The 18208-nt window shown below is 58.7% G+C and carries 13 protein-coding genes and 1 pseudogene; 4 read left to right on the top strand and 10 right to left on the bottom strand.

Annotation, left to right across the window (positions count from 1 at the left end):
- Window positions 1-47 precede the first annotated feature (47 nt).
- The 3 genes from ACT3TP_RS07835 to ACT3TP_RS07845 all read right to left on the bottom strand — a co-directional run bounded on the left by ACT3TP_RS07835 (window position 48) and on the right by ACT3TP_RS07845 (window position 5857).
- Window positions 48-1490, bottom strand: coding sequence for a glycerophosphodiester phosphodiesterase (locus ACT3TP_RS07835; protein ID WP_444620260.1), 1443 nt, complete (start codon window positions 1488-1490; stop codon window positions 48-50).
- Between the two features lie 69 nt (window positions 1491-1559).
- Window positions 1560-5084, bottom strand: coding sequence for a PKD domain-containing protein (locus ACT3TP_RS07840; RefSeq protein ID WP_444620262.1), 3525 nt, complete (start codon window positions 5082-5084; stop codon window positions 1560-1562).
- Window positions 5081-5857: a hypothetical protein gene (locus ACT3TP_RS07845; protein WP_444620264.1), complete on the bottom strand. Its 777-nt coding sequence runs from the start codon at window positions 5855-5857 to the stop codon at window positions 5081-5083. Before ACT3TP_RS07845 ends, ACT3TP_RS07840 begins: the two co-directional genes overlap by 4 nt.
- A 974-nt stretch (window positions 5858-6831) precedes the next feature.
- Here ACT3TP_RS07845 and rfbA point away from each other — a divergent pair.
- On the top strand, window positions 6832-7719 hold the full coding sequence (gene rfbA / locus ACT3TP_RS07850) for a glucose-1-phosphate thymidylyltransferase RfbA (protein WP_444620266.1): 888 nt from the start codon (window positions 6832-6834) through the stop codon (window positions 7717-7719).
- Between the two features lie 186 nt (window positions 7720-7905).
- Here the strand turns inward: rfbA and ACT3TP_RS07855 are convergent.
- A pseudogene (locus ACT3TP_RS07855) lies at window positions 7906-8190 on the bottom strand (ketol-acid reductoisomerase); the annotation flags it as partial.
- Between the two features lie 89 nt (window positions 8191-8279).
- On the opposite strand from ACT3TP_RS07855, the gene ACT3TP_RS07860 reads away from it, so the two are divergent.
- Window positions 8280-9254 (top strand): HipA domain-containing protein, encoded by a 975-nt coding sequence (locus ACT3TP_RS07860; protein ID WP_444620268.1) that lies wholly within the window; start codon window positions 8280-8282, stop codon window positions 9252-9254.
- The gene (locus ACT3TP_RS07865) at window positions 9232-10062 is read left to right on the top strand and encodes a hypothetical protein (RefSeq protein WP_444620270.1); all 831 of its coding nucleotides are present in this window, start codon (window positions 9232-9234) and stop codon (window positions 10060-10062) included. Before ACT3TP_RS07860 ends, ACT3TP_RS07865 begins: the two co-directional genes overlap by 23 nt.
- Here the strand turns inward: ACT3TP_RS07865 and ACT3TP_RS07870 are convergent.
- The 5 genes from ACT3TP_RS07870 to ilvD form a co-directional block, all read right to left on the bottom strand.
- Window positions 10052-10669, bottom strand: coding sequence for a ribonuclease D (locus ACT3TP_RS07870; RefSeq protein WP_444620272.1), 618 nt, complete (start codon window positions 10667-10669; stop codon window positions 10052-10054). The two genes, ACT3TP_RS07865 and ACT3TP_RS07870, sit on opposite strands and share 11 nt — an antisense overlap.
- A gap of 118 nt (window positions 10670-10787) precedes the next feature.
- Window positions 10788-11810: a ketol-acid reductoisomerase gene (gene ilvC / locus ACT3TP_RS07875; RefSeq protein ID WP_096288637.1), complete on the bottom strand. Its 1023-nt coding sequence runs from the start codon at window positions 11808-11810 to the stop codon at window positions 10788-10790.
- Window positions 11811-11892: 82 nt separating this feature from the next.
- Window positions 11893-12411 (bottom strand): acetolactate synthase small subunit, encoded by a 519-nt coding sequence (ilvN, locus tag ACT3TP_RS07880; RefSeq protein WP_096288635.1) that lies wholly within the window; start codon window positions 12409-12411, stop codon window positions 11893-11895.
- 3 nt (window positions 12412-12414) lie between these two features.
- Window positions 12415-14298 (bottom strand): acetolactate synthase large subunit, encoded by a 1884-nt coding sequence (locus ACT3TP_RS07885; protein WP_096288633.1) that lies wholly within the window; start codon window positions 14296-14298, stop codon window positions 12415-12417.
- Window positions 14299-14585: 287 nt separating this feature from the next.
- Entirely contained in the window at window positions 14586-16289 is a 1704-nt protein-coding gene (gene ilvD / locus ACT3TP_RS07890) for a dihydroxy-acid dehydratase (protein ID WP_444620274.1), read from the bottom strand.
- A 117-nt stretch (window positions 16290-16406) separates the two neighbouring features.
- On the opposite strand from ilvD, the gene ACT3TP_RS07895 reads away from it, so the two are divergent.
- Window positions 16407-16868, top strand: coding sequence for a hypothetical protein (locus tag ACT3TP_RS07895; protein WP_444620276.1), 462 nt, complete (start codon window positions 16407-16409; stop codon window positions 16866-16868).
- Window positions 16869-17131: 263 nt separating this feature from the next.
- Here the strand turns inward: ACT3TP_RS07895 and ACT3TP_RS07900 are convergent, their stop codons facing one another.
- Window positions 17132-17290, bottom strand: a complete 159-nt coding sequence (locus ACT3TP_RS07900; RefSeq protein ID WP_444620278.1) for a hypothetical protein — start codon at window positions 17288-17290, stop codon at window positions 17132-17134.
- Between the last annotated feature and the right edge of the window lie 918 nt (window positions 17291-18208).

Raw genomic sequence — 18208 nt, forward strand, 5'->3', positions numbered from 1 at the left:
GAGTTGGTGGTTGATGGGTCCATCCCGCCTTGCGGACGCAGATGCGGCTACGCTCCCAATTGCTGTAGCCGGATTTCCTTGAAGTCCACGGCCATGCCAGCCGGATGGAGAGTCAGCAGGTTGAGATATCCGGCAGCAACCGGCCCGGAAATTTCTGCCGATAGTGTCCCTTGGCCTGCCACATCGACGTTGAGCCGGGTATCGGTTGCGGTGATGCGCAGGGGTATCCACTGGTTCGCCACGAAGGTCAATTGCCCCCTGCGGCCCAGGGCTTTTTGCCCGTTGTCGCGGGCTTGCCAGATGGAGGCTTCGCCGGAACTCTCAAGCTGCAGATGAAAGCCGCTGCGTTGGCTCTTCTCGAAGGCGCGATAGGGGGTGTCGTTCGGCGTCCCAAAGGACAATCCGGCGATTTGCCTCTCGTCGCCTATCGTTGGCCAGCGGATCTGCGCTTCCAAAACCCATTCGCCTTGGCGCAGGCTGGCCATGGATCCTAGACCGTAGCTTGCCTTGCGTCTGCCCGCAAGGCGCAGCGCCCCCTGTTCGGGAAGGAACTGCGGCTGTGATTTCCAGGTCAGCACGTCGGGCAGGTCGCCCGCGGCGCGTCGCCCGGAGGCAAACGTGTCATGGGAGTCGGCGAGTTCCACCGGCGTGCCGGTTACATACGGAAAGTTCGAACACATCATGCCGGCGACTCCTTGCGCCCGCAAGGACTGCATCTGGGAGCGTGTGTGCACTTCCCAGACGATGACTGGCTTACCCGTGGACACCGCGCGGCCAATGACCAGCTCATCTGCCGAATCATGGATGCCAATGGCATCAAATTCGCCGGCCAGCTTTTCGATTTGGTCAAAATTCTGCGGGGCGAAGTAGCCCCACGTCAGGTAGTTTGCCTCCGCGGCGGCTCGATGGCTTGCCCCGGTGGCTTCCATTTTCCAGACCACCGACTCTTCGCCTACCGGCGAGTCCTTGAGCGCTTGGAGCAGCTCCACGGTGTTCTTGCCCGTTTTGTCTTCGATGAAGAGAATCGCCTTGCCGGCAAGTTCCTCTAGCACCTGCGACAGCCGCGGGATCGGCTCGCTGGGGGTATACGGTCCCAGCCAGAGCCGCGCGTCATTTCGGTACTCGGCGAGTTCCGCAAGGGTGAGGTTCTCGATCAGGACATCTTTTCCGCAGAGCCTTTCCAAACTTGAGTCGTGGTGGCAGACAAAGTGCCCGTCTGCCGTGCGTTGCACGGATAATTCAACCGCCGAGGCGCCGTGCGCGACCGCTTCGCGGTAGGCGTGCATGGTGTGCTCGGTCCAGTTGTCTCCCGAACCTCGATGGGCGATGAAGAACGAGGCGGAGTTCAGTAGATTTTGTGCGCCACGTTCACTGGCCTTGAGCCCGTTCACGCTTGACGCATTGCTGCATCCGGCGAGGCTCACCAGGCCAACTACCCCCAAAAAGGTCCTGCGTGTAAGCAGCGTCCCCTGCCTTGCTAGCTGTTCCACAAGCTCATCCCCCATCAGAGCTGTCGAATCACATGTCCCTTGGCCGGCCCGCACCGGGGCACTAAATTCCTACTGGGCCAGCACCTCCAGGTTGTCGAACATTGCGGTATTCGGAGCGTTCGTTGCCGACCCCGACAGGTACATCCGCAGGCCGATTCCCGCCGGAGTTTGCAATCCGGCGGCCGAATCGCTGGCCGTCACCTGCCAGGCGCCGGGCTCGGCGTCGCTAGCCGCCCAGACCTTGCCAGACAGTGCGCTCGGATTGCCGCCGGCAACCGCTATCTTTGCCTTGAGCTGCTGTCCGGCCTCGTAGCCAAAGGCGGGCTGGTAGTCGGTGTCGAGGATGGTTTCTGCGCCGTCGAGTACCCGCGCCAGCTGTATGCGCGCCCCGCCATCATTCATGAGATGGATCTTCAGGTAGTACTGGTTGGACGCACTGGCATAGCGCGGCGAGAAGTACAGGTAGGCGCCGCCGCCGGTCAAGGGCTTTTCCATCGCCACCTCCACGGTCGCGGTAACCTGGGCGCTGGCTAGCGGCGGGAGGTAGACCCGCGGCCCGGAACCCGGATTGCCGGCGATCAACTTGCCGACGCCATCGGAGACTTCGGTCGCGGCCGCGACCGTGGCGCGCGTCCAGTCCCCGCCGATGTCCGCGGTTCCCCACCCGCCGGTGACCTCACGGGTGAAGGCATCGGCGGCCAACGGTCCGGCGGGCAGCTCGACCTCGATGCTCTGGGTGGTCGTATCGCTTAGTCCCCCGGGATCCGTGACGGTCAGGCCGATCTGGTAGGTTCCGGGCGCGGCGTAGCCGTGGGATGTGCTCTGGCCGGTGGCCGGCTGGCTGCCGTCGCCGAAGGTCCACTCATAGGCCAGCTCATCCCCGTCGGGATCGCTGCTCGTACTTCCGTCCAGGTCGACGGTCAAGCCGCTGGCCGTGGCCTCGAAGGCCGCTTGCGGTGCCCGGTTGGGTTCCGGGGGCGCCGTGATGGAAACGCTGCGCGTGCGTTGATCCGTAGCTCCTGCCGAATCGGTGACCACAAGTTCCACCTGGTAGTCCCCCGGCTCGGCGTAGCTATGCGTCGCGGTGACTCCGGTGGCGGTGGCTCCGTCCCCGAAGTCCCAGGCATAGGACTCGATCGTCCCGTCCGGGTCGGTGGATTGCGCGGCGTCCAACGCAAGGTCGAATCCGTCGACGCTGAATTCATATTCGGCCTGCGGGCTGATATTCGCCGCCTGGCCGAGTCCGGCCTGGTAGTGGTTGGCGATCGTGGCGGCATCCAACTGCTTGTCATAAATGGCCACCTCATCGAGGTACCCGGCAAAGCCGCTGGTCGGTGCGGAGCTCCAGCCCCGCACCCGGTCTTGGCCCAGACGCCAGAACCCGTCAAGTTCCAACGCCGTGGTGGTGCTGGCACGGCTCGCTACCTGTGCGCCATCAACATAGAGGCGCATGCCATCCTCGCCGAGGGTGGAGACCACATGATGCCAGTTGTTATCGGTATAGATCAGCGGTGAGGTAATGACCCGCTTGGTTCCCCGCTCGGTGACCCCGAAGCTCAGCCGCCCGAGGTCGTTGAGGTAGGTCAACCGGTCGTGGTCCGTGGAATTTCCGGTCAGCCCGTTGCCGAAGCCGATCAACCGTCCGCGCTGCGTCAAACCGGCCTTGACCCACAGTTCGGTGCTGAATTCCTGGGGTCGCGTGCGACGGGTGGTGTCTTGCACCGCGCCGCTTCCCAGGCGCAGGCTCTGCCCGGAGCCCCCGGCAATCGCGGTGGATCCGTCCAGGGTTGCGCCTCCGGTGACCTGCGGATCGTCGCTGTGCGCGGCGTCGATCAGCACCGAACCATCGGCGGGGCTGATTGGCCAGTAGTTCACCGGCCCGTCCGCCTTGACCACCTGCTCATAGCCGCTGCTTGGCGCATCTTGCGCAGCGACGGTGATGTTCGCCGTGGCGCTTCGCGCCTCACGGCCGTTGGGGTCGGTGACAAACACCCGGTAGTTGTGGGTGCTGCCCGGAGCCAGATCCTGATCGATGTAGCTAAGCCCCTGCCTGCTCCAGAAGGTTGAATCGGCGGTGAAGGTCTTCACCGGATTCGCGATGTTCCCGTCCCTGATCACCTTGTAGGTCAACGTCTTGTTGTCCATGTCTTCGGCCGCTTGCCATTGCAGGCGCACCTCTCCGGATTGCGTTGAGCTCGCGTTGATCTGGAAGTCCTGGCCAAAGGGCAACGGGCCGCGCAGATTCGGAGCCTGGTCGCTGTAGGTGAATCTGGTCAGTCCCTGCTGGCCTTGATAATTGGCCGTGCGGAATTCCCCACCGTAGACGATGTACTCGTCGTTGCCGGTCACGCTCCACGGCCCTTGGTTCTGGCCGGTATAGGTTCCGGTGTTCAGCGCCGGGAACCAGTTTTGCAGCTGCGGATGCTCCAGACCTTCAAAGTTGGTATACCCATGGATCTCACGGTCGATAATTCCCGTGCTCACCTTGCTGAAGCTCATGGCCCGTTGATAGGTCCAGCTGGGCTCTTGGGCAAAGCCACCGATATTTCCGCAGTAGTGCGGATGCCCGGCGATATACACCTGGTCCCCGGCCGGGTGCACCGAGTAGGTGTCCCCATGGCAGTCCTCGAGCCAATGGGTCTCGAGGTCGTTCCACTTGATGGCGACCACGCCTTCGAGCGTATTGGTGCGCCCGAAAGTAAAGCCGCTGGCGTAGAAGGTGTCTTCATCGCTGGCGATCGAAGTAATCGATCCGTTGCTTCCGCCGTTTCGGACGTATGCGGCGGCCGGGTAGGAATACTTTTCGGCCGTATCGGTATTGATGACGGCCAATCCGCTGGCGTTATCGGTGGTCGAGTTGACCGCGGTGAACTGGCCACCGATGGCAAGTTTGCTGCCGTCCGGAGAGAGCGCCAGGGAATCGACCTTTCCTCCGGTAACCACCGTGCGCATTGCCAGCAGGGCGGCGTCGCTGGCCCGGACCGCGGCTACCTGCTCGCGCCAGGCCTGCCCGAGGCGGAAGAAGCTACCGCCCAGGTAGACTTCGGTTTCGGTCGCGACGATCGCCCGGACGGAATTCGAGGGCTGCGGATCGAAGTTCGGGATTCTCGCGCCGCTTTGCGGATCCAGCGCGACCATGCGTGTTGCGCCCTGGCCGTTCAAAGCCGTGAAGTCCCCGCCCACGTAGAGCCGCGTTCCATCCGGAGAGGCGGCCAGCGAAAGCACTTGGGCGTTGAACGCGGGGGCGAAGCCGCCGATCAGTTCGCCTGTGCGGATGTCGTAGGCCAGGATGTTGTTCCGCGGCGTTTCCTGGGTTCCCGGCGCGGCCCCGGCAGGTCTTGCCGTGCTGAAGCTTCCACCTGCGTACACCACGTCACCGATGACTACCTGGCTCCACACCACGCCGTTGATTTGCACCGTCGGCAGCGCATCGGCGGTCACCGTGACGGGGGTGGCAGGATCGTTCGGATCGGACGGCGAGCTATCAGCCAGCGCGCTGGGCGCTCCGCTAATGGTGATGCTTCCGGCCAGCGCGAGGGCACCGACCATGCCGATCACGCGTTGCCCAAGTTTGGTGGCCCGTACAGCTTTCATCGTGTTACCTCACCGCTGAGTAGTTGAACTTCATCTGTACTGCCGGTCTCGAACTCCACGAGCACGTTCTCGATATCCGTGGCAGCGGCCGCGAAGATGTACACGGCCTTGCTCGATTCCTTAGGCGCAAGCTCCGGGTCCAGATTCTTGGCGCGCGAATCGTTGAGCGCCGCAGCCGGGGTCTTCTCGGCTCCGTAGTAGAGTCGCACTTGTGCTTGGGCCAGGTCCAGCTGTTCGTCGCCGCGATTGGTGACGGTGATTTCCACTAAAGTCGCGGCGCCCGCTATTTCGCCAATGCCATTGGCTTCGCCTTTGACAGATGCAATGCGCGAGATGCTCATTTGTGCTTCGGGACCTGCGCTCACCGGCTTATCAAGTGCTACCTTCGAAGCAGATTTGGGATTTTTCTCCGCTGCCTCGGAGTCTTTGCCGACCTTGAGTCCGCCCTCAGCCTTCTTCCACTCAGCCGGAGCCTTGCGGGGCTCAGCCTCTGTTGGCCCCTGGGTTTTATCCGTGGCTTTCGAATTTGGTGATTGCTTCGCGGCGCGGTCGCTGGCTCCTGCCTTTTCGGGCGCTCGGGTTTCACCCGCAGCTGGTAATTTCTCAGGCTCGGTTGTGCCTGGAACGCTGATCTGATTGGCCTGCTGCAAGGAGTGGTCAGCCGCGGCGCATCCGTTCAACGCCAGTGCCGATGCGGACAAAACGATTGAAAGGACAATCCAGCTTCTTGCTGGAGGCGTTGGCCGTCCCGTGCGTAACCAGGTATTTTTCATTTCAATTACCTGAGGATCTCTGAGCAAAGCTGGCCCGGCACTGGGAAACGCTCAAGGATCCCGAGGCGAGCCGCGCCCGTGAACCGGAGCATTGATTGACGAGAGGAAGACACTCGAAATTTCTCCACTCGAGCGGTGCCACGCCGGCGCAAGACACATCGCGCAGTCTCGGGCTGAGACAGAACGGTTTGACGCCCCACGCGGGCCGGCTCGAAAGCGCCGGCAGCATATCCAATAAACATTAGTTCCCCCAAGAAATAGCTCACAGAGCAAGCGGCGAAATTCCCAAAATAGCGGCTGCTGGTCCCCACGGGCCGCAACTCCGTCGAATTTCTGACGGACTGTGCATCCTTCGAATATTAGCTACCGGTAATCGTGGTTCCCGGTTAACGCTGAGTGAAGCCCCGCGAAGGTTGCGAGCGTTGGTCACGCCTGCCATCGGAGCCAGAAATTATTGCTGTGCTACGGAGCGTAGGCGCTAAGAGGCTCCACATGCCGAGTGGTTGGTCCGGCCCGCAGCGATTCCGAAAGGATCCATGCGCACCGAAATTGGTCGCGCCACACGATCACAGGAAAGTTTTTTGGTTGCACGCTATTCCCCCAAGAATCTCAACAACGCTATTTTCGTACACAGAAAGTCCACGAACCCTAACGGCCCCACCCGTACAGCGTCCGATGCACTACTTCCAATAAGCTTCTTCTTAGACTAATTAACAGGATTTAAATTATCATGGGTAATTGACTACTCATTCTGCGCATAAAATACTTGCATTAGAAGAAAATCATTCCAGCTTAAACGCCTGAGACGGCACGCTAGGTCGAGTCTGCACTTCGCAACTTGTTCTTTATGTACTAGTCAAGCGGCATAGGGCAAAACCTGATCGAATATTTTCGCGTTTCCTGAACGCTTTTCCCTTTGCCGCGGAATCCAATTTTGCCTCACATTTAATGATTTCCATTGGTACCATCTGCGTATGAGGGGAATAATTTTAGCTGGGGGAACCGGGTCGCGATTGCACCCAATTACACAGGGGATTTCAAAACAGTTGGTACCTGTGTACGACAAGCCAATGATCTACTATCCGCTGTCGACTCTTTTGTTGGCAGGGATCCGGGATATTTTATTGATAACCACACCGAACGATGCGGAACAGTTTAAAACGCTGCTAGGCGACGGAAGCCATTTTGGGGCAAAACTTTCGTACGCCGTCCAGGATTCGCCGGACGGCCTGGCACAGGCCTTCATCATCGGGCGCGAGCATATCGGCAACGATTCGGTGGCACTGATCCTGGGCGACAACATCTTCCATGGGCCTGGTTTTGGAACAAAATTGCAGAACTACAACAACCGCCAGGACGGCGCGACCATTTTTGGCTACTGGGTCAAGGATCCGTCGGCATACGGCGTTGTCGAGTTTGACGGGGATGGCAATGCCATTTCCCTTGAAGAAAAACCTCGGCAACCGCGCAGCCACTACGCTGTTCCAGGGCTGTATTTCTACGACAATACGGTGATTGAAAAGGCAAGCACGCTCAAGCCGTCGGCGCGCGGCGAATTGGAAATAACCGACATCAATCGGCTGTACCTCGAAGACGGACAGCTGCAGGTCAACGTGCTAGCGCGCGGCACCGCCTGGTTGGACACGGGAACCTTCGATTCGCTCAACGATGCGTCCAATTTTGTGCGAACCGTCGAGGCCCGCCAGGGCCTGAAAATTGGGGTTCCAGAAGAAGTCGCATGGCGTCAAGACTTCATCGATGACCAAGAGCTTCGCTCTCGTGCAGCCACCTTGGGCAAGAGCGGCTATGGTGCGTATCTCAACGGACTGCTGGATCATGAATTCGTAGACCCTTGGCACTAGGCACCTGTGCCATTGCGATGCTTTGTTGACGTTGATTCGTACGTCATTGAGTGAATATTGATGTATCGGCAGTTCAATGCCTCGCAAGAAACGAAGCTGCGAGCAAAATGGCCATGGGCCGGGTCAGCTTTCTCAAGTGACCCGGCCCATGGCCAGTTATTCGCTATTGCGTGGCTAACCGTGAGCTTAGCGAGCTACGGAACCATCCACGTAGTCATCCGAGGAGGAATCGGAGATCCAGGAGAACAGCGAGCGCAGTTCGCGGCCGGTGGTCTCGATTGGGTGCTCTTCGCCCTTCTTGCGCAGTGCCTTGAATTCCGGGGCACCGGCCTTCTGGTCTTCCATGAAGCGGGTGGCGAAGGCGCCGGACTGGATATCGGCCAGCACAGCCTTCATGTTTTCCTTCACCTCTGGGGTGATCACGCGTGGGCCGGAGACGTAGTCGCCGCACTCAGCGGTGTCGCAGACGGAGTTGAATGTGTTGCGCGCCACGATATGATTTGTTGAAGAGCACGTCGACCACTCGAAGAAATATTGCATGCGCAGAGGACAGACGGGATTTGACTGATTTGAATAGCACCGTCTCCCCTGGTACTTCGCAGAAGTATTTTAACGTCGTTGACACGACTGGTTGGGAAAAAATAACCACCGAACCAGCCGGTGCTGAAGTCAAACATGTGCTGGCTGATCCAACAGACCCCGCAAAGCGTTGGTTCTTCAAAAACAATACTGTGGACAAACAGATGCGTTATGGTGAAGACTTCGCTGAACTGATTGCTTGCCACCTTGCACCGATGCTCGGGATCGCAAGTGCCACCGTGCAACTTGCCATCCACGATGATGTCGAAGGGGTAATCTCACTCGATGTCAGCCCTCGCGGACTGGATCTCACACATGGTGCCGCGTGGCTGCCGACGCACGGAATTGACGATTTCATATATGGCGACAAATTTCGAAAAGGCCATTCACTAGCCAACATCAAGAAGTCGCTGGTGGGTGTACTTCCACCTCCCAGTGATTTGTACCCGGATGGATTAACCGGCTTTGATGCATTTGCGGGAATGTGCCTATTCGACGCGTGGATCGCAAATCAAGATCGACATGAAGAGAATTGGGCTGTACTTAGGCCAATGATCCAGCGACCAGATCTAAAAGTACGCCTCAGTCCCGTCTACGATAATGCCAGCAGTCTAGGCTTCAATTTAAGTGAGGACCGGCTGAAATTCATGCTCGAAGATTCGGAAAGCTACCGCGTAGAATCATGGTGTGCCAAAGCCAAAGCCAATCGATTGGAACGTGTTGGTGCCGACCATCAACGGTTAGGGCTGGTTGATGCAGCGGAGCAAGCGCTATCCCTTTGCACCGAATCGGGAAGAAAACACTGGACGGATCGTTTGCATACGGTTGACCTGACCCAGGCACGAGCAATTGCTCACCAAATCCCCAAAATGTCCGATGCCCGGCGTACATTTGTAGACAAGGTAATCACTGTGAATCTAGGAAGGATACAAGATGTCTGTACAAAGCTCGCCTAGACTATTGTCTTCCAAGGTTCTAGGTTCTCACGAAGTGAGTGTTCTTGCCGTCACTTGGCAGCATCCGTTTAACCGCCGCATCAGTGTCATAGGTCTTTTGGCAAAATCCCTTCGCGGAACCTACCGCTTTGATTATGTTCAAAACGTTCTTAGCATAGAAGACTTTCAACCGTTACTCGGGTTCTCTGACCTATACAGTTCCTATGAAGCTGCTACGCTTTTTCCGTTGTTCGCTCAACGTGTCATGGATCCGCGCCGTCCTGACTATACAAATTTCATTACTTCGTTGGGTCTAACTGACAGTCCTTCGCCTTGGGAACAGCTGAGTCATTCCGGCGGACGTCGAGCTGGAGATACACTGCAGTTACTTCCCGTCCCGGTCCCTGTCGAAGGAGAAATGGATACGTGGGAATTTTCTTTCCTCGTACATGGAATGCGTCATATCGCGGGGAGCGCTCGGATCTTAAATGGTCTTGAGGTGTCAGTGACTCGTGAACAGCAAGAACTCGCGATAAAATCTTTAACTCGTGGCGCTGAAGTTTCGTTAGTACAGGAACCTTCTAACCCTAAAAACGAACTTGCAATTCTGGTTTCCGACAAAAACCGCATTCCACTTGGCTACGTACCGGATCTGTTTACTTCAGATCTAGCCACGCTTGGCCTAAGCAACTTGTCATGCACTATTGAAGTTGTCAACGGACCTGACGCACCATGGCACATGCGCCTTGTTGCGAAATTACGATGCAAGGCACCTGCGGGCTTCCAATTCTTTACTGATACGTCGTGGCAAACCTTGGCTAGTAGCTAAAAATATCTTGCAATAATAGCTGATCAGTTTTCGCTCTAGTAGGCAAAAAAGTGCAACACGATTGAAAGAGTTCTAGCATCTGCATTGATGCCAGAGCTCTTTCTAACTCGAGGAGCAAAGGAATTAAATAAACGACATCATTTGTCGCATATTCCAGTTGTCCACTTGACAGGTTTTCAGCGGCCCAGTTACTTGTGCGGACGGAGCCTTTGTCGATGTGTACACCCAGTACCCTCTCTAAGAGAGGCTGCAGTGAGTGGCTGATGTTTTGGTTCCGCCACAATATCTTGGAGGCGATTTTTGTGCACGCAGAATTTTTTGCGTCGACTCCCCACGCCGATTTCATAAAAGCCAAATCAAATGGCGCGTGGTGGAGTACTTTACGAATTGAAGCCATCTCAAGGATTTGGCAGACCTGCGTTGCAAGCTGACCGTGGTTGACCCGGACAAGATGGGTTCCCACGTTCGGTGAATACAGTTGGACAAGAGCTAACTTATCCGATAGCCAATTCAGCCCAGTTGTCTCAGTGTCACATGCAACTATCTGCTCTGTTCGGAAACGTTCAAATACTTCCGTGGGGAGATCACCATCATGTAGCTGAACCATGTATCAGAGTCTATGTCTAGATAATGAAGAAGATGAAAAGGAAACGTCAGCGACACCCGAAGAATCAAGTTCAGGTGCCGCTGACGTTCGGTGCTATTCAGCGTTATAGTTGCGAAGCTTAGCGAGCTACGGAACCATCCACGTAGTCATCCGAGGAGGAATCGGAGATCCAGGAGAACAGCGAGCGCAGTTCGCGGCCGGTGGTCTCGATTGGGTGCTCTTCGCCCTTCTTGCGCAGTGCCTTGAATTCCGGGGCACCGGCCTTCTGGTCTTCCATGAAGCGGGTGGCGAAGGCGCCGGACTGGATATCGGCCAGCACAGCCTTCATGTTTTCCTTCACCTCTGGGGTGATCACGCGTGGGCCGGAGACGTAGTCGCCGTACTCGGCGGTGTCGGAGATCGACCAGCGCTGCTTGGCGATGCCGCCTTCCCACATCAGGTCGACGATCAGCTTCAGCTCGTGGAGCACCTCGAAGTAGGCGATCTCTGGCTTGTAGCCAGCTTCGGTGAGAACTTCGAAGCCGTACTGAACCAGCTGCGAGGTGCCACCGCAAAGCACGGCCTGCTCGCCGAACAGGTCGGTTTCGGTCTCTTCGGTGAAGGTGGTCTCGATGACACCGGCACGGGTGCCGCCGATGCCCGCTGCGTAGGACAGTGCCAGTTCCTTGGCGCCGCCGGTGAAGTTCTGCTCCACTGCGATCAGGTCGGGAATGCCGCGGCCTGCTTCGAATTCGCGGCGTACGGTGTGGCCCGGTGCCTTCGGAGCTACCAGGGCAACGTCAACGTTGGCTGGTGGCTGGATGAAGCCGAAGCGGATGTTGAAGCCGTGGCCGAAGAACAGGGCGTTGCCCTCTTCGAGGTGCTCGGCGATCGACTCTGCGTAGACCTGGGCCTGGACCTGGTCCGGGGTCAGGATCATGATGACGTCTGCCCACTTGGCGGCCTCGGCCACGGTGGCGACCTTCAGGCCTTCGGCCTCGACCTTGGCGCGGGACTTGGAGCCCTCTGCCAGGCCGACGGTGACGTCCACGCCGGAGTCGCGCAGGCTCAGTGCGTGTGCGTGGCCCTGGGAGCCGTAGCCAATGACGGCTACCTTGCGACCCTGGATGATTGAGAGGTCGGCGTCGTCTTCGTAGTACATATCAGCCACTGTGATTGCTCCTTAGGTTTTCTTCGAATAAGAAGTTTGTTATTGAAAGTTCTGGAAATTTGCGTGGTGCCGTTTAGGCGGAGAGGGTTTTCAGTGCCCTGTCCGACATCGACTTGGCGCCGCGTCCTACCGCTAGGGTACCGGCCTGGACGATCTCGCGGATGCCGAAGGGTTCGAGCACCGCCAGCAGCGCATCGATCTTCCCCGCATTGCCGGTGGCCTCGATGACCAGCGAGTCCTGAGCCACGTCGATGACGGAGGCGCGGAAGAGCTCGGCGGCCTGGGTAACCTGCAGGCGAGTTGCCGCATCTGCGCGTACCTTGACCATGATGTGATCGCGCTGCACCGAGGTTTCCGGCAGCAGCTCGACGATCTTGATGACGTTGATCAGCTTGTTCAGCTGTTTGGTGACCTGCTCCAGGGAGTCCCCTTCGGCGTCCACCACCACGGTCATGCGGCTGATTCCCTCGATTTCGGTGGGACCCACCGCGAGCGAGTGAATGTTGAACGCACGGCGGGCGAAAAGGCTGGCGACTCGGGTGAGTACGCCGGGAACGTCTTCGACGAGTACCGACAACGTATGCTTTGCCATGTTCTAGTCCTCCTCTTCCCACTCTGGGGTCATGCCCTTGGCAAACTGGATCTGGTCATTGCTCACTCCGGAAGGCACCATTGGCCACACCATGGAGTCCGCGGAGACCACGAAATCGATCACCACTGGGCGGTCATTGATTGCAAGTGCCTGCTGGATGGTGGCATCGATGTCTTCGTCGCGTTCGCAACGCAGGCCCACGCAGCCATAGGCATCGGCAAGCTTCACGAAGTCCGGGACCCGTGCGGTGCCGTGGCCGGTGTTCAAATCGGTGTTGGAGTAGCGCGATTCGTAGAACAGCGTCTGCCACTGGCGGACCATGCCCAGCGAGGAATTGTTGATGATGGCGACCTTGATGGGGATCTGGTTGATCACGCAGGTGGCCAACTCCTGGTTGGTCATCTGGAAGCAGCCGTCCCCGTCGATGGCCCACACCACACGGTCCGGCTGGGCGACCTTGGCACCCATGGCCGCGGGTACCGAGTAGCCCATGGTGCCCAAGCCGGCGGAATTCAGCCACGAGCGCGGGCGCTCGTACTTCACGAACTGCGCCGCCCACATCTGGTGCTGGCCAACGCCCGCCACGTAGACGCCCTCGGGGCCGGTCAGCGCGCCGATGCGCTCGATGACGTTCTGCGGCGCGGAAAGCCCGTCGTGGGTTTCGGTGTAGCCAATCGGGTAGGTTTCGCGCAGCCGGTTGAGCAGGCCCCACCAGCTGGTCAGATCCTGCGGCGGGTCCGCTTCGAAGCGCGTGGTGCACGCTTCCTGCAGCTGCGGGATGATTTCATCCAGCGAGCCGACAATCGGCACGTCCGCGGTGCGGTTCTTTGAGATTTCGGCCGGGTCGATATCCGCGTGGATCACCTTCGCGTTGGGTGCGAAGGAGGAGAGCACGCCGGTGACGCGGTCATCGAAGCGCGCGCCCAGGGTGATCAGCAGGTCGGCCTGCTGCAATGCGGTCACCGCGGAGACCGCGCCGTGCATGCCTGGCATGCCCACGTGCTGGGTGTGCGAATCCGGGAAGGCGCCGCGCGCGGTGAGCGTGGTGACCACCGGGGCGTTGATGAACTCGGCGAAGGCTTTCAGTTCCTCATGCGCGTTGGCTTTGATCACGCCGCCGCCGACGTAGAGCACCGGGCGGCTGGCGCCGGCGATCAGTTTCGCCGCTTCGCGCAGCTGCTTGTTGTGTCCCTTGGTGACCACGCGGTAGCCGGGCAGGTCCACCTTCGGCGGCCAGGAGAAGGTCATGTCTCCCTGCTGGGCATCCTTGGTGATATCCACCAGCACCGGACCGGGCCGGCCGGTCTGCGCGAGGTAGAAGGCACTTGCCATAACCCGCGGGATTTCTTCCGGGTCGGTCACCAGGAAGGCATGCTTGGTAATCGGCATGGTGATGCCGACAATGTCGGCTTCCTGGAATGCGTCCGAGCCGATGAAGGCGCTGTGCACCTGGCCGGTGATTGCCACCATCGGCACCGAGTCCATATTGGCATCGGCTAGCGCGGTGACGAGGTTGGTGGCGCCCGGACCGGAGGTGGCGATGCACACGCCGACTTCTCCGGAAACCATGGCGTAACCCTGTGCGGCATGGCCTGCACCCTGTTCGTGGCGGACCAGGATGTGATTAATCTTGGTCGAATCCATCAGTGGATCATAGGTGGGAAGGATGGCCCCGCCTGGTAATCCGAAGACGTCCTTGACGCCCAGTTCTTCCAGTGAGCGGACGATGGCTTGTGACCCCGTCATCTTTGTGGCAGCGACGATAGTATTCGGACCCTGTACCGGGTTCGAAGCTTCCACGACGGAAGAGACAGCGGTGGCGGCATCCTTTGATCGATTAATTGATTTCGCAACCGAGGCCGGATTGGCTGGTGTTACGTTGCTCATCGGGATCCTTTCCTGATCTATCTCTTCGTTTGCGCATAAAAAACGCCCCGCGGCCGTCACTGTTGACGAAAGGGGGCTGGCGCGTTACCGACGTTCTGTCCTGGCGGACAACGTTTCAGGCTTCGCGCCTGATAACTAGTAGAACCTCGGAGGTTGTTTGCATATCTCTAGTTTTCTCCACCGGGAGGTAAAGAGCAACTAGAAACCCCTTGTATCTCATTATACGAGATGGATGTCCATTGGTTGGACGCTTTGGCGTCCAACCAATGGATCACACGTGTTTTTACTTAGCCGCAGTAGGCGCCGGTTGACGCCGAGTTGACCAGCTTCGCGTACTTGGCCAGCACACCGGTGGTGAACTTGGCAGGCAGCGGCTCCCAGCCGACCTTGCGGGCTTCCAGCTCGGCTGGCTCAACCAGCAGGTCGAAGCTGCGCGCCTCGATGTCCACGCGGATCTTGTCGCCGTCCTGGACGAAGGCGATGGGCCCGCCGTCCACGGCTTCGGGGGCCACGTGTCCGATGCACAGCCCGGTGGTGCCCCCGGAGAAGCGGCCATCGGTGAGCAGCAATACGTCCTTGCCCAGGCCTGCACCCTTGATGGCGCCGGTGATGGCGAGCATCTCGCGCATTCCCGGCCCGCCCTTGGGTCCTTCGTAGCGGATGACCACTACGTCGCCGGCCTGGATCTTGCCCGCATCGAGCGCCTCGATGGCACTCTGCTCGCGTTCGAAGACGCGCGCTGCGCCCTCGAAGACGTCCGCGTCGAAGCCGGCGGACTTCACGACCGCGCCTTCCGGGGCCAGCGAGCCGTGCAGCACGGTCACCCCGCCGGTCTTGTGGATCGGGTTGTCCATGGCGCGCAGGATCTTGCCATCTGGATCCGGTGGGGCAATGTGCTCGAGGTTCTCCGCCATGGTCTTGCCGGTGACGGTCAGGCAGTCACCGTGCAGCAAGCCGGCATCCAGCAGCGCCTTCATGACCACCGGCACCCCGCCGATGCGGTCCAGGTCGTTCATCACGTAGCGGCCGAAGGGCTTCAGGTCCGCCAGGTGCGGGACCTTGTCGCCGATGCGGTTGAAGTCGCTCAGGGTCAGCTCGACCTCGGCTTCGCGGGCAATGGCCAGCAGGTGGAGCACCGCGTTGGTGGAGCCGCCGAAGGCCATGGTGACGGCGATGGCGTTCTCGAAGGCCTTCTTGGTCAGGATGTCGCGGGCGCGGATGCCCTTGCGCAGCAGTTCCACCACCGCCTCGCCGGACTTGTGCGCAAACATGTCGCGGCGGCGGTCGGCCGAGGGCGGGGCCGCCGAGCCCGGCAGGGACATGCCCAGCGCCTCGCCGATGGAGGCCATGGTGTTCGCGGTGTACATCCCGCCGCAGGCTCCTTCGCCCGGGCAGATGGCCCGTTCGATGCGGCCCAGGTCTTCTTCGCTCATCTTGCCGGCGGCGCAGGCGCCCACGGCTTCGAAGGCGTCAATGAGGGTGACGTCCTTTTCGGTGCCGTCCTCCAGCTTCACCCAGCCGGGCATGATCGAGCCGGCGTAGAGGAACACCGAGGAGAGGTTCAGCCGGGCGGCGGCCATCAGCATGCCCGGCAGCGACTTGTCGCAGCCGGCCAGGAGCACCGAGCCGTCCAGGCGTTCGGCCATCATGACAGTCTCGACGGAGTCGGCGATGACTTCACGGGAGACCAGGGAGAAGTGCATGCCCTCGTGGCCCATCGAAATGCCATCCGAGACCGAGATGGTGCCGAACTGCATGGGGAACCCTCCGCCTGCATGAACACCTTCTTTGGCGCCTTGCGCCAATCGGTTCAGCGAAAGATTGCAAGGAGTAATTTCATTCCACGAACTGGCAATGCCAATTTGCGGCTTGGCGAAGTCATCGTCTCCCATGCCGACCGCACGCAACATGCCGCGTGCTGGGGCAGCGTGGATACCATCGGTGACCACACGTGAACGTGGTTTGATATCTGGGGCTGTATCCTGGCTCATATTTGAGATTCTAGTAGTCAATATGACCAATTGGACAACCCATGACGCGACAATGACATATTTCGCTATGCGAGGAGACTGATCAATTTGTCCATCAAAGTCGGTAGAGTGGAACTTATGGACCCACGCCCAGACGAAAATCCTACCGACCACGTCAAGCGCCTCCTCCATGAGGCCTTTGACTCGCAGATCCCGAACTTCGCCAGCTATAACTTGGTGGCAGGTACCGGCATCGCCGGTTCGGGAGGCTTGAAGGTCATTGGATATCGACGTCAGCCAGCGGAACTAGTCCTCGCACCGGTTTCTTCAACTGATCTGTCCGCATCAGAAGCGGCCATCACCATCAACAACACCAACGTCAATCAGCTGGCATTGCTCAGCGATGGCGGTTACGAAGTTGCCACGTCCACCGGACGCGTCTTCCGTTTTGCTATCCCCGGGACCCCGAGCATTGACGTGCATGTTGATGATGCGGTCAGCGTTGGTGCGGTCATCGATCAACAAATTGATGCGCGGGATTTCGCTGATTTCATGGATCACTTCATGAATACCATCGAGGGTACCGAAAGCTTCGTTTAAGCGACGTTCTTTTTTCACTGCATTTACCGATGTGGCGCAACGACCTCTGGTCGTTGCGCCATTTCGGTGTTCAGGCGGAGATCACCGCACCGCCGAAGCCATACTCGAACTGAACCAAGCTAAGGCGGTACTCGGTTCAGCACTCCCTTGGCCCCGCAGGTCCCATCAATCACAGTCTCGGCATCGCTGTGCAGGGTGTGTAAAAGAATCAGATCTGCGCCGAAGTCACGCGGGTTTGGATAACCCGGAACCTGGGCTTCTCCTCAAGTGATGGGTCCGGCAAAGTGGCAATCAGGGAATCCAACGTCGGCTCCGGATTTGAGCAGCAAATCCATGATCTGCAGCGCAGGAGAACCCACTTGATCCACGGTGTCTGGTTGAGGGGATAAACCGATGACCAGCACCTTGGAATCGGACGTCACTTTTCCGGCATCTGCGAGCACACGCGCACAATGCTGCGCCACCTGATCAGCGCTGCAGCTTTAGCAAATTCTTCCGGCTCGGCAGTCAGCGTCAGCAGCTGCTCGTCCATCGCGTGGGCGTCCTCTTGTTTTCGAGCAACGATAAGCCCATGGACCCGCGGGACAGCTCAGCGAGTCGGGACTCAGAGGCATCAAAACCAAGCACCCGCTCTTTGGAGATGCACTGATTGTGAAGCGTCCGCACTCCGACGGGCCCCAACCCGATCACTGCGATGTCGTATTCAAATTTGTTGTCAATACGCGGATTCTCGCCTACAAATTCTTGCGGCGAGTCTCCGGTATCAACAACCTCCGACAGACCGAGTTTGCCTCGAATATTAAGTACGGTCATCACGCTTCCCCAAGAAGTCTCCAATATACCGTTCAGAATACTACGGTGCTCCCACTTTCCTTCGAACAGGCGCAGGGCCAGCGCAACGTTTCCTCTGTACTCCCCCAAAAGTGCACAGTGAGTTGACACCTGCCCAGCAAACTGTCGGTCCGTCCTGAAACAAGCTTGAACTGGTGCATGTCAAGTTGGCTAGTGCATCCGACGGGGAATATAGAAAACCCCATAGCGATGAAAGGAATGTGGGGTTAACCCCACGTTAAACGCATACTTCAAAGATGACGCTTCAACTACTATCTTGCGTACATGCGCCGTTTAGTGATGACCGCTCCGCGGTCAATTCTGGAACGTATCCAGGCTGTGTGCTGGTCTTCCCCAGTCGAACTCGATGTGCAAACACCGTATGGCATGGAAAACAAACCTTGCCACGGTCAAGTCATGTTTTCTTACTTTGAGCTTTTCTGTGCCGAGCTCCAGGAAATAATGTCAGTGCTTAGACCCCAACTGCAGTGCGCTCGAAACCAAGCCTT

The organism is Glutamicibacter sp. AOP38-B1-38, assembly GCF_052377485.1.
Taxonomy (GTDB): Bacteria; Actinomycetota; Actinomycetes; order Actinomycetales; family Micrococcaceae; genus Glutamicibacter.